The organism is Pseudomonas sp. PAMC 25886 (assembly GCF_000242655.1).
Lineage (GTDB): Bacteria > Pseudomonadota > Gammaproteobacteria > Pseudomonadales > Pseudomonadaceae > Aquipseudomonas.
On the sequence record NZ_AHHC01000084.1, the window covers coordinates 243,367 to 259,609 of the forward strand.

Annotated in this window: 16 protein-coding genes; 8 read left to right on the forward strand and 8 right to left on the reverse strand. The window is 61.5% G+C overall.

The window, feature by feature from the left end:
- Positions 1-50 precede the first annotated feature (50 nt).
- The 4 genes from MUM_RS0129385 to rpoE form a co-directional block, all read right to left on the reverse strand.
- Positions 51-1,490 carry a DegQ family serine endoprotease gene (locus MUM_RS0129385; RefSeq protein WP_003211993.1) on the reverse strand — a complete coding sequence of 480 codons (1,440 nt, stop codon included), beginning with the start codon at positions 1,488-1,490 and terminating at the stop codon, positions 51-53.
- 245 nt (positions 1,491-1,735) lie between these two features.
- Positions 1,736-2,692, reverse strand: coding sequence for a MucB/RseB C-terminal domain-containing protein (locus MUM_RS0129390; protein ID WP_010176587.1), 957 nt, complete (start codon positions 2,690-2,692; stop codon positions 1,736-1,738).
- 16 nt (positions 2,693-2,708) lie between these two features.
- Entirely contained in the window at positions 2,709-3,296 is a 588-nt protein-coding gene (locus MUM_RS0129395; protein WP_003172479.1) for a sigma-E factor negative regulatory protein, read from the reverse strand.
- Between the two features lie 31 nt (positions 3,297-3,327).
- The gene (gene rpoE, locus MUM_RS0129400; protein ID WP_007944079.1) at positions 3,328-3,909 is read right to left on the reverse strand and encodes an RNA polymerase sigma factor RpoE; all 582 of its coding nucleotides are present in this window, start codon (positions 3,907-3,909) and stop codon (positions 3,328-3,330) included.
- Positions 3,910-4,376: 467 nt separating this feature from the next.
- Here rpoE and nadB point away from each other — a divergent pair, with 467 nt between their 5' ends.
- Positions 4,377-5,993 carry an L-aspartate oxidase gene (nadB, locus tag MUM_RS0129405; protein ID WP_010176588.1) on the forward strand — a complete coding sequence of 539 codons (1,617 nt, stop codon included), beginning with the start codon at positions 4,377-4,379 and terminating at the stop codon, positions 5,991-5,993.
- Here nadB and MUM_RS0129410 read toward each other — a convergent pair.
- On the reverse strand, positions 5,962-6,414 hold the full coding sequence (locus MUM_RS0129410) for a protein YgfX (protein ID WP_010176589.1): 453 nt from the start codon (positions 6,412-6,414) through the stop codon (positions 5,962-5,964). The genes nadB and MUM_RS0129410 overlap by 32 nt on opposite strands.
- Positions 6,398-6,652 carry an FAD assembly factor SdhE gene (locus tag MUM_RS0129415; protein ID WP_010176590.1) on the reverse strand — a complete coding sequence of 85 codons (255 nt, stop codon included), beginning with the start codon at positions 6,650-6,652 and terminating at the stop codon, positions 6,398-6,400. Before MUM_RS0129415 ends, MUM_RS0129410 begins: the two co-directional genes overlap by 17 nt.
- A gap of 139 nt (positions 6,653-6,791) precedes the next feature.
- On the opposite strand from MUM_RS0129415, the gene ygfZ reads away from it, so the two are divergent.
- Together ygfZ and MUM_RS0129425 are read left to right on the forward strand one after the other, a co-directional pair.
- Positions 6,792-7,733, forward strand: a complete 942-nt coding sequence (ygfZ, locus tag MUM_RS0129420; protein WP_010176591.1) for a CAF17-like 4Fe-4S cluster assembly/insertion protein YgfZ — start codon at positions 6,792-6,794, stop codon at positions 7,731-7,733.
- A 36-nt stretch (positions 7,734-7,769) separates the two neighbouring features.
- Complete coding sequence (locus MUM_RS0129425) at positions 7,770-8,591, forward strand: HDOD domain-containing protein (protein ID WP_010176592.1); 822 nt, start codon at positions 7,770-7,772, stop codon at positions 8,589-8,591.
- Here the strand turns inward: MUM_RS0129425 and MUM_RS0129430 are convergent, their stop codons facing one another.
- Together MUM_RS0129430 and MUM_RS0129435 are read right to left on the reverse strand one after the other, a co-directional pair.
- Positions 8,592-9,977 (reverse strand): sensor histidine kinase, encoded by a 1,386-nt coding sequence (locus MUM_RS0129430; protein ID WP_010176593.1) that lies wholly within the window; start codon positions 9,975-9,977, stop codon positions 8,592-8,594. It lies immediately after the preceding gene.
- Positions 9,970-10,641 (reverse strand): response regulator, encoded by a 672-nt coding sequence (locus MUM_RS0129435; RefSeq protein WP_003212008.1) that lies wholly within the window; start codon positions 10,639-10,641, stop codon positions 9,970-9,972. The genes MUM_RS0129430 and MUM_RS0129435 overlap by 8 nt, the downstream gene beginning before the upstream one ends.
- Before the next feature lie 237 nt (positions 10,642-10,878).
- Here MUM_RS0129435 and MUM_RS0129440 point away from each other — a divergent pair, with 237 nt between their 5' ends.
- Genes MUM_RS0129440 through MUM_RS0129460 form a run of 5 tightly spaced genes read left to right on the forward strand, consistent with a single transcriptional unit; the run spans position 10,879 to position 16,239 of the window.
- A complete protein-coding gene (locus tag MUM_RS0129440; RefSeq protein ID WP_010176594.1) occupies positions 10,879-12,159 on the forward strand; it encodes an OprD family porin in 1,281 nt (426 codons plus the stop codon).
- Between the two features lie 28 nt (positions 12,160-12,187).
- A complete protein-coding gene (locus MUM_RS0129445; protein WP_169387311.1) occupies positions 12,188-13,174 on the forward strand; it encodes a Bug family tripartite tricarboxylate transporter substrate binding protein in 987 nt (328 codons plus the stop codon).
- A 60-nt stretch (positions 13,175-13,234) separates the two neighbouring features.
- A complete protein-coding gene (locus MUM_RS0129450; RefSeq protein WP_010176596.1) occupies positions 13,235-13,693 on the forward strand; it encodes a tripartite tricarboxylate transporter TctB family protein in 459 nt (152 codons plus the stop codon).
- A 1-nt stretch (position 13,694) separates the two neighbouring features.
- Complete coding sequence (locus MUM_RS0129455) at positions 13,695-15,209, forward strand: tripartite tricarboxylate transporter permease (protein WP_003212016.1); 1,515 nt, start codon at positions 13,695-13,697, stop codon at positions 15,207-15,209.
- Positions 15,202-16,239 (forward strand): AbrB family transcriptional regulator, encoded by a 1,038-nt coding sequence (locus MUM_RS0129460; protein ID WP_010176597.1) that lies wholly within the window; start codon positions 15,202-15,204, stop codon positions 16,237-16,239. The genes MUM_RS0129455 and MUM_RS0129460 overlap by 8 nt, the downstream gene beginning before the upstream one ends.
- Positions 16,240-16,243: the final 4 nt, after the last annotated feature.

Below are 16,243 nucleotides of genomic sequence, written 5' to 3' on the forward strand. Positions count from 1 at the left end.
AAGCCCCGCTCTCGTGCATCGAGAGCGGGGCTTTTTATTGGACTAGCGGATTACTCGGCCAGTTTGAAGGTAATGAAGCTGGCGCGCCCCTGACGCAGGACGCGCATCGACACCGAGCGGTTCTTCGGCAGCGCCTTGGCGATGTCGGTGAACTCTTTGGTGGAGTTGATAGCCTGGTTGTTCAGGTGAGTAATGACATCACCCGGCTGCAGGCCGATCAGGGAGGCAGGACCGTCCTGGACTTCCTTGATCACTACGCCACTCTTGAGGTCGAAGCTTTTCTTCTGCTCATCGGTCAACTCGACCACGGCGATGCCCAGGCGGTTGCTGCTGCGCTCTGCACCCGGCTTGCTGTTACCCAGCGCATCAAGCGCCGCGCCTTCTTCCGGGATCGCACCAACGGTCAGCTCAACGTTCTGGCGCTTGCCGTCGCGAATCACTTCCAGCTTGGCTTTGCTGCCGGCCTTGAGCGCGCCCACCAGGTGCGGCAAGTCTGCAGACATGACGATCGGCTGGCCGTTCATGCTCAGAATCACGTCACCGACTTGCAAGCCGCCTTTGGCAGCCGGGCCATCGTCCTGAATCTGTGCGACCAGGGCACCGGCCGGCTTGTCGAGACCGAAGGATTCAGCCAGGTCCTTGTTCACTTCCTGGATCACCACACCCAGCCAGCCGCGGCTGACTTTGCCACCGGTTTTCAGCTGGTTGGAAACGTCCATGGCCACGTCGATTGGGATCGCAAAGGACACGCCCATGAAACCACCGGAACGGGTGTAGATCTGCGAGTTGATGCCGACCACTTCGCCCGCCAGGTTGAACAGAGGGCCACCGGAGTTACCCGGGTTGATCGGCACGTCGGTCTGGATGAACGGCACGTAGTTTTCGTTTGGCAGGCTGCGACCGATGGCGCTGACGATGCCTTGGGTCACGGTATGGTCAAAACCAAACGGCGAACCGATGGCGACTACCCATTGCCCGGCTTTCAGGTCCTGGGATTTGCCCAGCTTGAGCACCGGCAGGTCCTTGCCTTCGATTTTCAGCAGGGCCACGTCAGAACGTGGGTCGGTGCCCACCAGCTTGGCTTTCAGCTCGCTGCGGTCAGCCAGGCGCACGAGAATCTCGTCAGCGTCGGCAATCACGTGGTTGTTGGTCAGGATGTAGCCGTCAGGCGAGATGATGAAACCCGAACCCAGGGACTGGGCCTCGCGCTGGCCACCACCACCGCCACGCGGCGTACGCGGCTGGGGCATGCCACGCTCGAAGAACTCCCGCAGCATCGGCGGCAGGCCTTCCAGGTCGGGCATCTGCTGGTTGGAAACTTTGCGATCCGGCAGCTTCTGCGTAGTACTGATGTTCACCACGGCAGGCGACGCCTGCTCCACCAGTTGGGTGAAATCAGGCAGCTCGGCCGCTTGCGCGGTAACGGCCTGACCCAGCACCAGCACCGTGGCAACTATGGATAGGTAAGACTTCAAACGTGGTATCGACATACAGCTCCCGTTACGACGAGCAGGGTTGAGCGACAGGGTTCAATAAACGCCGAAAAAACTGCGACCGACATTTTTGTTCCGCGAACAAAACAAGGCCAGGGCCGACAGGCACTGACCTATAAAAAACATAGGGGATTTTAGCAAGTGAAAAAAATGATCCAGACATTTCATGCTCTCGACAGAGGCAGGCATCGACCTTCTCCTGCGCAACATTGAAATATCAGGATGAACATAGGATTAACAACTCACGGCTTGGCGGGCGTGGTGCCGCTGCGTACAGACAGCGCAATCCGTTCGGCGGTGCCAATCGGGATTTCGCCGACGACCGTCACCATCACCTCGCCTTCCAGGGTATTGAGACGCCGTGATACAGCGACGGTCGGGCCCAGCTGGGTTCGAGTCTCGGTCACGGTCGCACCGTTGAGCGGCTCCAAAAACACTGAGAAACGTGCCAGGCCATCGTCATACATCAAACTGCTGACGACTACCTTGGTATGGGAATCTTTATGGGCGCTGCTGTTGACCAACTGGAAGCCTGGCGGCAGCCAATCGAGGCGCCAATCCTGAGGAACTTCGACCTCCGGGGCCTTGGCGCTGGTTACAGCCACAGGCGTACATTCGCCACTGGGCTGCAGGTCACGATCATCAGGCACCGACGTATTGAGCTGGGTGAACTGGAATCGCTCCAGCAACTGGCCCTGGTCGTTAAGCAATAACGACTTCAGTGGCAGCGCGGTTTCGCGGTCCAGGTGCAGCTCAAAGCCATAACGGTATTGATCCCGGGGAGTCACAGAGACGATCACCGCATTTCGACCCGCCACGCGCGATTTGCCGATAACGGCAAGCTCGTAGAAAGCTTTGAGTTTTTGCGGATCAAGGGTGCGTGAAGGAGAATCGGGGGAGCCCCCAAGCCCGGCAACCAGTGTGCCACTCACGCATTGGGTACGGCCATCGACGCGCAGGACTTCCTGGGCAGAACCATCGAGCTGCAAAAGCCGCTCACGGACCTGACCATTCTGGACGCGATGCCAGATGTCATGGGTAGAAAAACTACCGTTACGCTCGTAGATGAAGGTGCCCTGAAAGCTTTGTTGCTGCTCCGCCCGCCCAAGACGCGTAAGCCAGTCTTGGGCTTCGTCGGCATGGGCGGGGACTGCAAACCAGCCACTGAGCAACAACGCAAGGAGCGGTATGGCGCGCATAAAGCTCCTTGGCGGTCTAGCGGTTTTCCAGGCTTGCAGCGCGAGCGTATGGCAGAGCGCTTTCAGTGCCCTTCAAGGCAGATTCCTGTGCGTGTTGGCGCAGGTAGCCCGGAAGACGCTGGTCCTGCCAGCCGGATTGCCCTTGAAGTACACCGTTGGCCATAGGCCCGGTGGTATCAGAGCTTTCCTTGTAGCCGGCCAGTACGGCTGGACCCTTGACCTGCGGACCGGCCATGACCGGTTGCTGGGTTTGTTGGGCCAGTTCGGCACCGGCGATTTCGTCCTGGTTGTACAGGCGAACACCTGCCAACACAGCGACGGTCACCGAAGCAGCGACTGCCAAACGACCCAGGCTACGCCAAGGACCGCGAGCAGCTTTTGCCGGAACGGCTTCATCAGCCAGCGCAGCAGAAACGGCCGCAGCAATATCCAGACGAGGGATTAGAAGATCCTTGTGCATCACCGCCCGAGCGACTTGGTAACGAGACCAGGTATCACGGGTTTCGGCATCATCAAATGCATTAAGCACTCGACGAAGTTCCAGTTCATCCGCTTCGTTATCCATCACTGCGGACAGCGATTCCTGCAGGGCATCACGACTCATGGCGGTTCCTCTCTTGGCTGTCGCCGCTGTCTCAGTTTTCCTGCAACAACGGCTGCAGGGCTTTATCGATGGCTTCCCGAGCCCGGAAAATCCGGGAACGTACGGTACCCACCGGACATTGCATGACGGCCGCAATGTCCTCGTAACTCAGACCATCGAATTCACGTAAAGTTAACGCCGTACGTAAATCTTCTGGTAGTTGCTGAATTGTTCGATGGACGGTTCCCTCGATCTCGTCGCGCAGCAATGCACGCTCCGGCGACTCGAGATCCTTGAGGCCGTGATCACCATCATAAAATTCAGCATCTTCCGAACTAACATCACTATCCGGTGGGCGGCGACCGCGAGAAACCAGATAGTTCTTCGCCGTGTTGATGGCGATGCGGTAAAGCCACGTGTAAAACGCACTATCACCGCGGAAATTACCGAGTGCACGGTACGCCTTGATAAAGGCTTCCTGTGCAACGTCCTGCGCTTCATGGGTGTCGTGCACAAACCGCACGATCAACCCGAGAATTTTGTGCTGGTATTTCAGCACTAGCAGATCAAATGCCCGCTTGTCGCCGCGTTGAACGCGCTCGACCAGCTGCTGATCCTCTTCCTGGGTTAGCATGAACACTCCTCGTTGTACTTGAAGGAGGCTTGCATAACTAATCGATCAGGCTTGCAAACATAGACTCGGACTTTTCGCAAAAGTTCTCCCCCTCCAAGCAAGTTTCCGGTGCGCACTGATTTGGCACACACGAAAAACGCAGCGCGGGCAATGCCGGCTGCGCGAATAATCTGTCGCCAGTTTCCTGACGCGTCTGACAGAGACGCCGATCAGTAAATCCAGCGTGTTCCCAGCTTTCGGGCATCCTGCTATTGAGTCGGGGCTTATGCAAAAAGTTCCCACCCCAATAGCTGTCGCCCTCATGAAAGCCGTGCAGTTCGTTGACCGTAGTCTCACAATGCCACGAATGCCCGGCTATTGTGCCGCTCCCCCCCTCTATATACTAGTGGGCCGTGTGACCCTTTGATTCGCCGATCCAGGCGTCCTGTTTGCGCCCCCTTCGGATCGCTTTTTGCGGAATCCTTCAAATGAGCCAACAGTTTCAACACGATGTCCTGGTGATTGGCAGCGGCGCCGCAGGCTTGAGCCTTGCGCTGACCCTGCCGAGCAATCTGCGCATAGCCGTACTGAGCAAGGGCGACCTGGCCAATGGCTCGACATTCTGGGCCCAGGGCGGTGTCGCCGCGGTACTGGATGACACCGACACCGTACAATCCCACGTCGAAGACACCCTGAATGCGGGCGGCGGCCTGTGCAATGAAGAGGCGGTGCGCTTCACCGTCGAACACAGCCGCGAAGCCATCCAATGGCTGATCGACCAGGGCGTGCCGTTCACCCGCGATGAACATTCCGGCACCGACGACGGCGGCTTCGAGTTCCATCTGACCCGCGAAGGCGGCCATAGCCATCGGCGCATCATCCATGCCGCCGACGCCACCGGCGCCGCAATCTTCAAGACCTTGCTCGACCAGGCCCGGCAGCGCCCGAACATTGAACTGCTGGAACAACGGGTCGCCGTCGACCTGATCACCGAAAAACGCCTGGGCCTGTCGGGCGAACGCTGCCTCGGCGCCTACGTGCTCAACCGCGCCAGTGGTGAAGTCGACACCTACGGCGCACGCTTCACGATTCTCGCTTCGGGCGGCGCGGCGAAGGTCTACCTCTATACCAGCAACCCCGACGGCGCCTGCGGTGATGGTATCGCCATGGCCTGGCGCTCGGGCTGCCGGGTGGCGAACCTGGAGTTCAATCAGTTCCACCCCACGTGCCTTTATCACCCGCAAGCCAAGAGTTTCCTGATCACCGAGGCCCTGCGCGGCGAAGGTGCACACCTGAAGCTGCCCAACGGCGAACGCTTCATGCAGCGCTTCGACCCCAGGGCCGAACTGGCCCCGCGAGACATCGTCGCCCGGGCCATCGACCATGAAATGAAGCGCCTGGGCATCGACTGCGTCTACCTGGACATCAGCCACAAGCCCGAAGCCTTCATCAAGACCCACTTTCCGACGGTCTACGAGCGCTGCCTGGCGTTCAACATCGACATCACCAAAGGCCCGATCCCGGTCGTACCGGCGGCGCACTACACCTGCGGCGGCGTGATGGTCGACCAGCACGGCCGCACCGATGTGCCAGGCCTGTACGCCATCGGCGAAACCAGCTTCACCGGCCTGCACGGTGCCAACCGCATGGCCAGTAACTCGCTGCTGGAATGCTTCGTGTACGCCCGCTCCGCCGCCGCCGACATCCTTGAACAACTGCCGCGCATCCCGGTGCCGGCCGCCCTGCCCCGCTGGGACGCCAGCCAGGTGACCGACTCGGACGAAGACGTGATCATCGCCCACAACTGGGACGAGCTGCGGCGCTTCATGTGGGACTACGTGGGAATCGTGCGCACCAACAAGCGCCTGGCACGGGCGCAGCACCGGGTTCGACTGCTGCTGGATGAGATCGACGAGTTCTACAGCAACTATAAGGTCAGCCGCGACCTGATCGAGCTGCGCAACCTGGCCCAGGTGGCGGAACTGATGATCCGCTCGGCCATGGAGCGCAAAGAGAGCCGGGGCCTGCATTACACCCTCGACTACCCGCAAATGCTGCCCGAGGCGCGCGACACTATCCTGGTGCCAACCACCTACGGCGGCTGAACTTCAAGCGCACCCGCAGGCGCCGATGCACATCGGTGGCCTGCGAATCCCGCGGCACACAGATCGAACGCACACGCCAGTCACCCTGCACTCGAAAGCGCAGCACCACGATCAACGGCAACGCCAGGCTGTCGGGACGCAGTTGTACGCTGTGCCAGCCACGCGCGGCGCTCCACAACTGCCAGCCGTCCTCATCGCGGCGCAGGCCACGGATCGACGAACGGTGAGTCAACAGGATATGACGCGGCAGCACCCAACCGGCATGGGCCAGGCACAACAAGGCGCCGAACACGGCGAACCACGGGGACACATCGAGAAACCACAAAGCACCCAGTGCGAACGCCTGGGCGAAAAGATAAGCCGCCAGCAACTGCCCGGAGGCGTGCCAGCGGCATTCGAACGTATTACTTGGGCTGGACACGATCCAGAATCATCCGAACCATGCGTTGCAGCTCCGGGTCTTCCGATTCGGCACGTTCCATGAACCAGCCGAACATGTCCTGATCTTCGCATTCCAGCAGCTTGCGGTAGCAGTCGCGGTCGATGTCGTTGAGGTGCGGATAGACCTCCCTGACGAACGGTACCAGCAACACATCCAGCTCAAGCATGCCGCGGCGGCTGTGCCAGTAGAGGCGATTGAGTTCTACATCTTCGACCATGGAGCGCTCCTCAAATAGAGCGCAAGTATACAGGCCGAAGCTGCCTGGAACAGTCGGCTTTGGTCGGCCATACCGAAACTATCCATTTGCCGGGCGCCCCTCTATGATGCACCCATGACTTTTTAACCTGCGATGACCCATGGCTGACTCTGCTTTCTTCTGCCCCCTGTCCCACGAAGGCGTTCTCGCCGTCCGCGGTTCCGACGCTGCCAAGTTCCTCCAGGGACAACTGACCTGCAACCTCAACTACCTGAGTGACACCCAGGCCAGCCTCGGCGCGCGCTGCACCCAAAAAGGGCGCATGCAGTCGAGCTTCCGCATCCTGCTGCAAGGCGATGGCGTGCTGCTGGCCATGGCCTCCGAGTTGCTGGAGCCGCAACTGGCGGACTTGAAGAAGTACGCGGTGTTCTCCAAATCCAAACTCACCGACGAAAGTGCCGCCTGGGTACGTTTCGGGGTGTCGGATGCTGATCCACTATTGGCCAGCCTGGGCCTTGAGCTGCCCGCCGAGACCGACAGCGTGGCACGCAGCGACGAGTTGATCGCGATTCGCGTATCCCCGGGCCGCGCCGAACTCTGGGCCCCTGCCGCCCAGGCCGACACCCTGCGCAGCCAACTCGCCGCGCAATTGAACGAAGGTGAACTGAATCAATGGCTGCTGGGCCAGATACGTGCCGGCATCGGCCAGGTCATGCCCCAGACCCGCGAACTGTTCATTCCGCAGATGCTCAACCTGCAAGCCGTCGGCGGCGTCAGCTTCAAGAAAGGCTGCTACACCGGCCAGGAAATCGTCGCGCGCATGCAGTACCTGGGCAAACTCAAGCGTCGCCTGTATCGCTTGAGCCTGAATGCCAGTGAGTTGCCAGAGCCTGGCACCCCCCTGTTTTCCCCGACGCACAACAGCGCCATCGGCGAGGTGGTGATTGCCGCACGGGCCGGCGAGTCGATTGAACTTCTAGCGGTGCTGCAAGCCGAAGCAGCAGAGAGTGGCGATGTGCATGTAGGTACGCTGGAAGGCCCGGGCCTTCAGCTGCTCGACCTGCCTTACCAGCTGGACCGTGATCGCGAGATCCAGCGCTGATCGTCGTACCTTTTTGCAACACCCTAGAGATCATGAATGAACAAGCTGGCGGAAAGAGTCCAACAGGCTTTGGTTGTGGCCATCGATAATGATGACCTGGTCCTGCCAACGCTACCGGAAGTGGCCCTGAAGATTCGTCAGGCCGCCGAAGACCCGGACATCAGCATCAGCCATCTGAGCAAAGTGATCGGCCGCGACACCGCCCTGTCGGCGCGGCTGATCAAAGTGGTCAACAGCCCGCTGCTGCGCGCCACCCAGGAAGTCACCGACCTGCACACCGCCATCACCCGGCTGGGCACCAACTACAGCAGCAACCTGGCGATCGGCCTGGTGATGGAGCAGATCTTCCACGCCCGCTCCGAAGTGGTCGAACAGAAAATGCGCGATGTGTGGCGGCGCAGCCTGGAAGTGGCCGGCGTCAGCTATGCGCTGTGCCGCAACCACAGCCAGTTGAAGCCTGATCAGGCAGCCTTGGGTGGGCTGGTGCATCAGATTGGCGTATTGCCGATCCTGACCTACGCCGAAGATCACTATGAACTGCTGTCCGATCCGGTCAGCCTCAACCACGTGATTGAAAGCATTCACCCATTGCTGGGCGACAAACTGCTGCGACGCTGGGACTTCCCGGAAATGCTGGTGAACCTGCCGGCACAGTACATGGACCTGGAGCGCGACTCCGAGCGCCTGGACTATATCGACCTGGTGCAGGTCGCCGTGCTGTATTGCCACCGTAACACCGACCATCCGCTGGCCAGCGTGCCGGTGTCGACGCTGCCGGCGATCCAGAAACTGCGGATCGACCCCTACAACGACACCTTGCGTGCCGAGTTGGACGAAGCGCGGTCGATGTTTTACTGATTACCCCGCGATAAAACTGACCCGCACCTTCAACCCCGCCAACTCACCGTCATGCAAGCTGATCTGCGCCAGGTGCGCCCGGCAGATCTCGCCGACAATCGCCAACCCCAAGCCTGAACCCAAGCCCTGCTGGCTGCGCCGATAGAAGCGCTCGAACACCCGGTCCCGCTCATCCAGCGGGATGCCCGGGCCGTCGTCTTCCACTTCCAGTACCGCCGGCGCCGTGACCCGCAAAATCACGTTGCCGCCCGGCGGCGTGTGGGCCAGGGCGTTGTCCACCAGATTGCTCAGCAATTCGTTCAACAACGTTGGCTCGCCCCGCAACCACACCGGCTCGTCCGCCTCCAGCGCCAGGGCCACGCCTCGCGCATGGGCCAGCGGCGCCATGGCCATGCCCAGCTCGCGAGCCAACTGGCTCAGGTCCAGCAGTTGCGCACCGCCTTCGGCAATCGCCCGGGCGCCGTTTTCGATACGGGCCAACGAGAGCAATTGATTGGCCAGGTGCGTCAGGCGATCCGTGCCCTGGGCGGCGGTTTCCAGGGTGGTGCGCCAGGTGGCCGGGTCTTCGGCGCGCAGTCCCAGTTCCAAACGAGCCTTGAGCGCTGCCAACGGTGTGCGCAGCTCATGGGCGGCATCGGCAATAAACTGGGCCTGGCGCTCGAACTGCCCGCGCAGGCGTTCGGTGAAGTGGTTGAGCGCCCGCACCAGAGGGCCCAACTCATGCTGCACTTCCACCAGCGGCAACGGCCGCAGGTCATCCGGCTGGCGCTCTTCCACGGCCGTACGCAAGCGCTCCAATGGCCGCAGCGCCGCGCTCACCGCGAAAAACACCAACAACAATGCACCGACGGCCAGCATGCCCAGACGCAGCAAGGTATCGGCCATCAGGCTGCGGGCCATGGCGACTCGTGCCTCATCGGTTTCGGCCACACGGATTTCCGCCATGCCGTTCATGTTCGGCTCGGAGACCGCCTTGAGCAGGCTCACCACCCGCACGTTCTGGCCCTGATATTTAGCGTTGTAAAAACGCGCCAGCGCCGGATAGTCATCGGTGCGCGGCGTACCCGGCGGCGGGCCGGGCAGGTTTTCGTAGCCGGAAATCAGCTTCTGGTGAATATCGTTGACCTGGTAGTAAATCCGCCCGGCGCTGTCATAGGCGAACGTATCCAGGGCGACGTAGGGCACATCGGCGCTCAAGGTGCCGTCGCGATGAGACAGGCCCGCAGCAATGGTCCGCGCCGAGGCCAGCAGCGTTCGGTCGTAAGCCGTGTCTGCCGCCTCGCGCCCATTCCAATAAGCGCTCAAGCCACTGGCGATCATCAACACCACCAGCAGCAGCGCCAGGTTCCACAGCAGGCGCCAGCGCAGGCTGCTGGGCTTATGCATCGCGGGCTTCCAGCAGGTACCCCAAGCCACGGAACGTGACGATGGCCACAGGCTGGCCATCGAGCTTCTTGCGCAGACGGTGCACGTAGATTTCGATGGCGTCGGGGCTGGCCTCTTCATCCAGGCCGAACACTTGGGAGGCCAACTGCTCCTTGCTCATCACCCGGCCGGGACGTGCGATCAGCGCCTCAAGCACAGCCTGCTCGCGGGAGGTCAACGTCAGCAGCTCACCGCCCAGGGTGAAGCGTCGTGTGTCCAGATCGTAAATCAACACGCCACAGGCCTGCTGCCGCTCTCCGCCCAGCACGCTACGGCGCAGCAGGGCCTTGACCCGTGCTTCCAGCTCAGTCAGTTCAAACGGCTTGGCCAGGTAGTCATCCGCGCCGAGGTTGAGGCCATGCACGCGGTCTTTCACATCGCTGCGGGCGGTCAACATCAACACAGGCAGATTTTTCCCACGGGCCCGCAAGCGTGCCAGCACCTCGAAACCGTCCATGCGCGGCAGGCCCACATCAAGGATCGCCACCGCGTATTCCTCGCTGCTCAGGGCCAGGTCCGCCGCCACGCCATCGTGCAGCACATCGACGGTCAAACCCGTGCTCTTGAGCGCCTGGGCGACACTTTCGGCAAGCTGCAAATGGTCTTCGACCAGAAGGACACGCATGGGTTTATTACCTCGTTCAGGAGTGGTCGGCGCCACACTTTGCCGGGGAGTTTACAGGCGCCGCCTGCGCTGTGAAGCCCGAAAACATTGAAAGGCGACTGAAAGGTTAGTGAAAGCTTCGCCCTTTAGCATCCAGCCACGGTGGGTTTCGCCTGCCGAGCTATTTCACCCATAGCGCCCGAAAAACGCCTCGAAGCGTTTTCGCCAAAATAAGAACAATAACGGAGTACACCCACGATGCTGCGCACACAGCCGCCTGCTCGTTCTTCTCGTATCACCCAGACCGCCCTCGCCAGTGCCGCCGCCCTTGCCGGTTTTTCGCCTGCAGGCCAAGCCGCCTTTTTCGAGGACAGCACCGCCACTCTCGAAACCCGCAACATGTACTTCAACCGCGACTTTCGCGACGGTACCAGTGCACAACAATCCAAACGCGACGAGTGGGCCCAGGGCTTTATGCTCAACCTGCAGTCGGGCTACACCGACGGCACCGTCGGCTTTGGCGTGGATGCGCTGGGCATGCTGGGGGTCAAGCTCGACTCCAGCCCCGACCGCACCGGCACCGGCCTGCTGCCGACCCACGATGACGGCCGGGCCGCCAACGAATATTCCAAACTCGGCCTGACCGGCAAAGTGAAAATCTCCGCCACCGAACTGAAAATCGGCGCGCTGATCCCCGAGCTGCCGATCCTCAAGCCCAACGACGGGCGCATCCTGCCGCAGACGTTTGAAGGCGGCCTGTTGAGTTCCAAGGAATTCAAGAACCTGGTGTTCACCGGCGGGCGCCTGAACAAGGCCAAGGACCGCGACGACACCAACTACGAAGACATCGGCCTCAACAACAAGAACAGCCGCTTCCTGAGCGGCGCAACCGGCAAGCATTTCGACTTCGGTGGCGTGGACTACAAGTTCGCCGACAAGATCACCGGCAGCTACCACTTCGCCCAACTCGACGACGTGTACCGCCAGCACTTCCTTGGCCTCGTGGCGTCCCGCCCGATGGGCCCCGGCACCTTCGGCGCCGACCTGCGCCTGGCCGTCAGTGACGACACCGGCGCGGCCCGCGGCGGCAAGATCGACAACACGTCCCTCAACGGCCTCTTCAGCTATGCGCTCAATGGCCATAAGCTCAGCGCCGGCTACCAGCACATGTCGGGCGACAGCGCCTTTCCCTACGTGGATGGCAGCGACCCGTACCTGGTCAACTTCGTGCAGATCAACGACTTTGCCGGCGCCGAAGAGCGCTCCTGGCAGGCACGCTACGACTACGACTTCGCCAAGCTGGGGATCCCCGGCCTGAGCTTCATGAGCCGTTACCTGTCGGGTGACAACATCAAGCTCAAGAACGGCGAGACCGGCAAGGAATGGGAACGCAACAGCGAGATCCGCTACGTGGTGCAAAGCGGCACCTTCAAGGATGTGGCCGTGCGCCTGCGTAACGCCACCTACCGCTCCAACTATTCGGCCCGTGATGCGGATGAAGTGCGCCTGCTGGTGAGCTACAGCGTCGCACTGTGGTAACAGCAACCTCATAACAACAATGATGGAGATGAACATGACCCTTTCACTGCGTAAATTTGCCCTGACGGCCAGCTGCATGCTGTTCGCCAGCCAATTGATGGCCGCCGAACCCAAGCGCCCGGAATGCATCGCCCCGGCGTCACCGGGCGGTGGTTTTGACCTGACCTGCAAACTGGCGCAAAGCGCGCTGGTCAACGAGAAACTGCTGAGCAAGCCGATGCGCGTGACCTACATGCCCGGCGGCGTGGGCGCAGTGGCTTACAACGCCGTCGTGGCCCAGCGCCCGGCAGATGCCGGCACGCTGGTGGCGTGGTCCAGCGGTTCGCTGTTGAACCTGGCCCAGGGCAAATTTGGCCGCTTCGATGAAAGCGCCGTGCGCTGGCTCGCGGCCGTCGGCACCAGCTACGGTGCCATTGCGGTGAAAAGCGATTCGCCCTACAAAAACCTCGACGATCTGGTCAAGGCCCTGAAGAAAGATCCCGGCAGCGTGGTGATCGGCTCCGGCGGCACCGTCGGCAGCCAGGACTGGATGCAAACCGCCCTGATCGCCAAGGCCGCCGGGATCAACCCGCGCGACCTGCGTTACGTAGCGCTGGAAGGCGGCGGTGAAATCGCCACCGCCCTGCTCGGCGGGCACATCCAGGTGGGCAGTACCGACATCTCCGACTCCATGCCGCACATCCTCAGCGGCGACATGCGCCTGCTGGCGGTGTTCTCCGACGAACGCCTGGACGAGCCGGAAATGAAGAACATTCCGACCGCCAAGGAACAAGGCTACGACATCGTCTGGCCGGTGGTGCGTGGCTTTTACCTCGGGCCAAAAGTCAGCGACGAAGACTACGCCTGGTGGAAAGACGCCTTCGACAAACTGCTGGCCTCCGACGAGTTCGCCAAGCTGCGTGACCAGCGCGAGCTGTTCCCGTTCGCCATGACCGGCCCGGAGCTGGACACCTACGTGAAGAAACAGGTGGCTGACTACAAAGTGCTGGCCAAAGAGTTCGGCCTGATCCAGTAATCGCCCCTTGTTCGCGCGGCCACGCCCCTGCGCATCGGGGGTGTGGCCCAGGAGTTTTGCATGCTCTTACAACGCATTTTCGCCTCGTTCATGTTGCTGGTCTGCGCCGGCCTGGCGCTGATGGCCTGGCCGTATCAGGCATCGTTTTCCTACGAGCCGGTAGGACCTCGCGCCTACCCGCTGCTGATGCTCGGGCTGATGAGCCTGGGCCTGATCTACATGCTGTTTCGCCCGCAGCCCACCAAGCACACCGAGGAAGAACCGGCGCTGGACCGCGAAACCCTGGTCAAGATCGCGGTCTGCGTCACGCTATTGGTGATTTTCGCCGGCACGTTCGAACCCCTGGGTTTCATCCTCAGCAGCATGCTGATCGGCATTCCCATGGCGCGCCTGTATGGCGGCCGCTGGCTGCCCAGCGTGGTGATCGTGACCTTGATGAGCATCGGTCTTTATCTGCTGTTCGATAAGGCCATGGATGTACCGCTGCCGCTCGGCCTGCTTGAAGTTCTGGAGAACTGATATGGATACGTTCAGCTATTTGGGCCAGGGCTTCGGCGTTGCACTGACCCCTTACAACCTGATCACCGCGCTGTGCGGCACCTTGATCGGCACCGTGGTCGGCCTGTTGCCGGGCCTGGGCCCGATCAACGGCGTGGCGCTGTTGATCCCCATCGCGTTCGCCCTCGGGCTGCCGCCTGAGTCGGCGCTGATCCTGCTGGCCGCCGTGTACCTGGGCTGCGAATACGGCGGGCGCATCAGCTCGATCCTGCTGAACATTCCGGGTGAAGCCTCCACCGTGATGACCACCCTCGACGGTTACCCGATGGCCCGTAAAGGCCTGGCGGGCGTGGCGTTGTCGCTGTCGGCGTGGAGTTCGTTCATCGGCGCGTTTATCGCCACCTGCGGCATGGTGCTGTTCGCCCCGCTGCTGGCCAAGTGGGCGATTGCCTTCGGCCCGGCGGAATATTTCGTACTGATGGTGTTCGCCATTGTCTGCCTGGGCGGCATGGCGGGTGATAAACCGCTGAAGACTTTTGTCGCCGCGTTGATCGGCCTGTTTCTGTCAGCGGTGGGTATCGATGCCAACAGCGGCGTGTACCGTTTCACCGGCGATAACATCCACCTGACCGACGGCATTCAATTCGTGGTGTTGGTGTTGGGCCTGTTCTCCATCAGCGAGATCCTGTTGCTGCTGGAAAAAACCCACCGTGGCCAGGAAGCGGTAAAAGCCACCGGACGGATGATGTTCAACCTGAAGGAAGCTTCTGCGGTGTTCGTCGTGAATATTCGCTGCGGCCTGCTGGGTTTCATCATGGGTGTACTGCCGGGCGCGGGTGCAACACTGGCTTCCGCCGTGGCCTACATGACCGAGAAACGCCTGGCCGGTGCCAGCGGTAAATTCGGCCAGGGCGACATGCGCGGCCTGGCCGCTCCGGAAACCGCGATTGGCGCTTCCGCCTGCGGCGCCCTGGTGCCGATGCTGACCCTCGGCGTACCGGGTTCGGGCACCACAGCGGTGATGATCGGCGCCCTGTCGCTGTACAACATCACCCCTGGCCCGCTGCTGTTCCAACAGCAACCGGACATCGTCTGGGGCCTGATCGCCTCGTTGTTTATCGCCAACATCATGCTGGTGATCCTCAACATCCCGATGATCCGCATCTTCACCCGCATCCTCGCCGTGCCGAACTGGGCGCTGGTGCCGGTGATCGCCATCATCACCGCGATCGGTGTGTACGCGGTGCACGCCACCACCTTCGACCTGTTCCTGATGGTGGGCATCGGCATCTTCGGCTACATCCTGCGCAAGCTGGACTTCCCGCTGTCGCCGGTCCTGCTGGGCTTTATCCTGGGCGGCTTGATGGAGCAGAACCTGCGTCGTGCGCTGTCGATTTCCAACGGCGAATTGCAGATCCTCTGGTCCAGCCCGATCACCTTCGGTGTGTGGGTACTGACTGCCTTGATGTTGTTGTTCCCGCTGCTGCGCATCTGGCGCAAGCGTTCCCTGCAGCGTCGTGCCGTGGCCGATGTCTGAGGCCACGTTTAGAAACTGGTGGGCAACACCGCTGGTCGGTCTGCTGGGCGGGTACCTCGCCAGCCAGATCGGCTGGCCATTGCCGTACATGGTCGGCTCGTTGCTGGCGATCATCCTCGTGCGCTGCCTCACACCCTGGCAACTCGCAGAAATTCCCGGCGGCCGCAAATGCGGCCAATGGGTCGTGGGCATTGGTATCGGCCTGCACTTCACCCCGGTGGTGATGGAGCAGGTGATGAGCCACTTCGGCCTGATCTTCTTCGGCGCGCTGGTCACCAGCCTCTCCAGCATTGTGGGGGTGTGGTTGATGCGCCGCAGCGGTGAAGACCGCGCCACGGCGTTTTTCTCCAGCATGCCGGGCGGCTCGGGGGAGATGGTCAACCTCGGCGCACGCAATGGCGCGGTGCTCAGCCGTGTCGCGGCGGGCCAGAGTTTGCGGGTGTTGGTGGTGGTGCTATGTGTGCCGGCGGCGTTCAAGTATTTGCTCGGCGAAGGCGCTCCGCAGTTTCATCCGGCGACGGTGGATTGGACCTGGCTGGCGGTGCTCTTCCCCGTCGGCGCGTTGGTGGCCTGGGGTTGGCAGCGTTTGCGCCAGCCCAACCCTTGGCTGTTCGGGCCGCTGTTGGTGAGTGCTGCCGTCAGTATCACCTGGGACTTGCACATCGGCCTGCCAGACGGTGGCAGCCAGATCGGCCAGTGGCTGATCGGCAGCGGCCTGGGTTGCCACTTCAACCGGCAGTTCTTCCGGCGTGCGCCGTTGTTCATGGGGCGTACGTTGATCGGTACGGCGCTGACCATGTTGATCGCGACGCTGGCCGCCGTGGGCTTGAGTGCCCTGACCCATCTGGATCTGCGTTCATTGACGCTGGGCATGATGCCCGGCGGGATTGCGGAAATGAGCCTGACGGCAGAAACCCTGCAACTGTCGGTGCCGCTGGTGACGGCGATGCAGGTGATGCGCCTGTTGTTTGTGCTGTTTCTGGCGGAGCCGTTGTTCAGGCACTGGAACCGCCAGCCAGACAAGGTTTAAAGCC

Bases quoted from the DNA above. Each gene is read 5' to 3' on its own strand.
- MUM_RS0129385 (WP_003211993.1), bottom strand. From the start codon at position 1,490: ATGTCGATACCACGTTTGAAGTCTTACCTATCCATAGTTGCCACGGTG.
- MUM_RS0129390 (WP_010176587.1), bottom strand. From the start codon at position 2,692: ATGCGCGCCATACCGCTCCTTGCGTTGTTGCTCAGTGGCTGGTTTGCA.
- MUM_RS0129395 (WP_003172479.1), bottom strand. From the start codon at position 3,296: ATGAGTCGTGATGCCCTGCAGGAATCGCTGTCCGCAGTGATGGATAAC.
- rpoE (WP_007944079.1), bottom strand. From the start codon at position 3,909: ATGCTAACCCAGGAAGAGGATCAGCAGCTGGTCGAGCGCGTTCAACGC.
- nadB (WP_010176588.1), top strand. From the start codon at position 4,377: ATGAGCCAACAGTTTCAACACGATGTCCTGGTGATTGGCAGCGGCGCC.
- MUM_RS0129415 (WP_010176590.1), bottom strand. From the start codon at position 6,652: ATGGTCGAAGATGTAGAACTCAATCGCCTCTACTGGCACAGCCGCCGC.
- ygfZ (WP_010176591.1), top strand. From the start codon at position 6,792: ATGGCTGACTCTGCTTTCTTCTGCCCCCTGTCCCACGAAGGCGTTCTC.
- MUM_RS0129425 (WP_010176592.1), top strand. From the start codon at position 7,770: ATGAACAAGCTGGCGGAAAGAGTCCAACAGGCTTTGGTTGTGGCCATC.
- MUM_RS0129430 (WP_010176593.1), bottom strand. From the start codon at position 9,977: ATGCATAAGCCCAGCAGCCTGCGCTGGCGCCTGCTGTGGAACCTGGCG.
- MUM_RS0129435 (WP_003212008.1), bottom strand. From the start codon at position 10,641: ATGCGTGTCCTTCTGGTCGAAGACCATTTGCAGCTTGCCGAAAGTGTC.
- MUM_RS0129440 (WP_010176594.1), top strand. From the start codon at position 10,879: ATGCTGCGCACACAGCCGCCTGCTCGTTCTTCTCGTATCACCCAGACC.
- MUM_RS0129445 (WP_169387311.1), top strand. From the start codon at position 12,188: ATGAACATGACCCTTTCACTGCGTAAATTTGCCCTGACGGCCAGCTGC.
- MUM_RS0129450 (WP_010176596.1), top strand. From the start codon at position 13,235: ATGCTCTTACAACGCATTTTCGCCTCGTTCATGTTGCTGGTCTGCGCC.
- MUM_RS0129455 (WP_003212016.1), top strand. From the start codon at position 13,695: ATGGATACGTTCAGCTATTTGGGCCAGGGCTTCGGCGTTGCACTGACC.
- MUM_RS0129460 (WP_010176597.1), top strand. From the start codon at position 15,202: ATGTCTGAGGCCACGTTTAGAAACTGGTGGGCAACACCGCTGGTCGGT.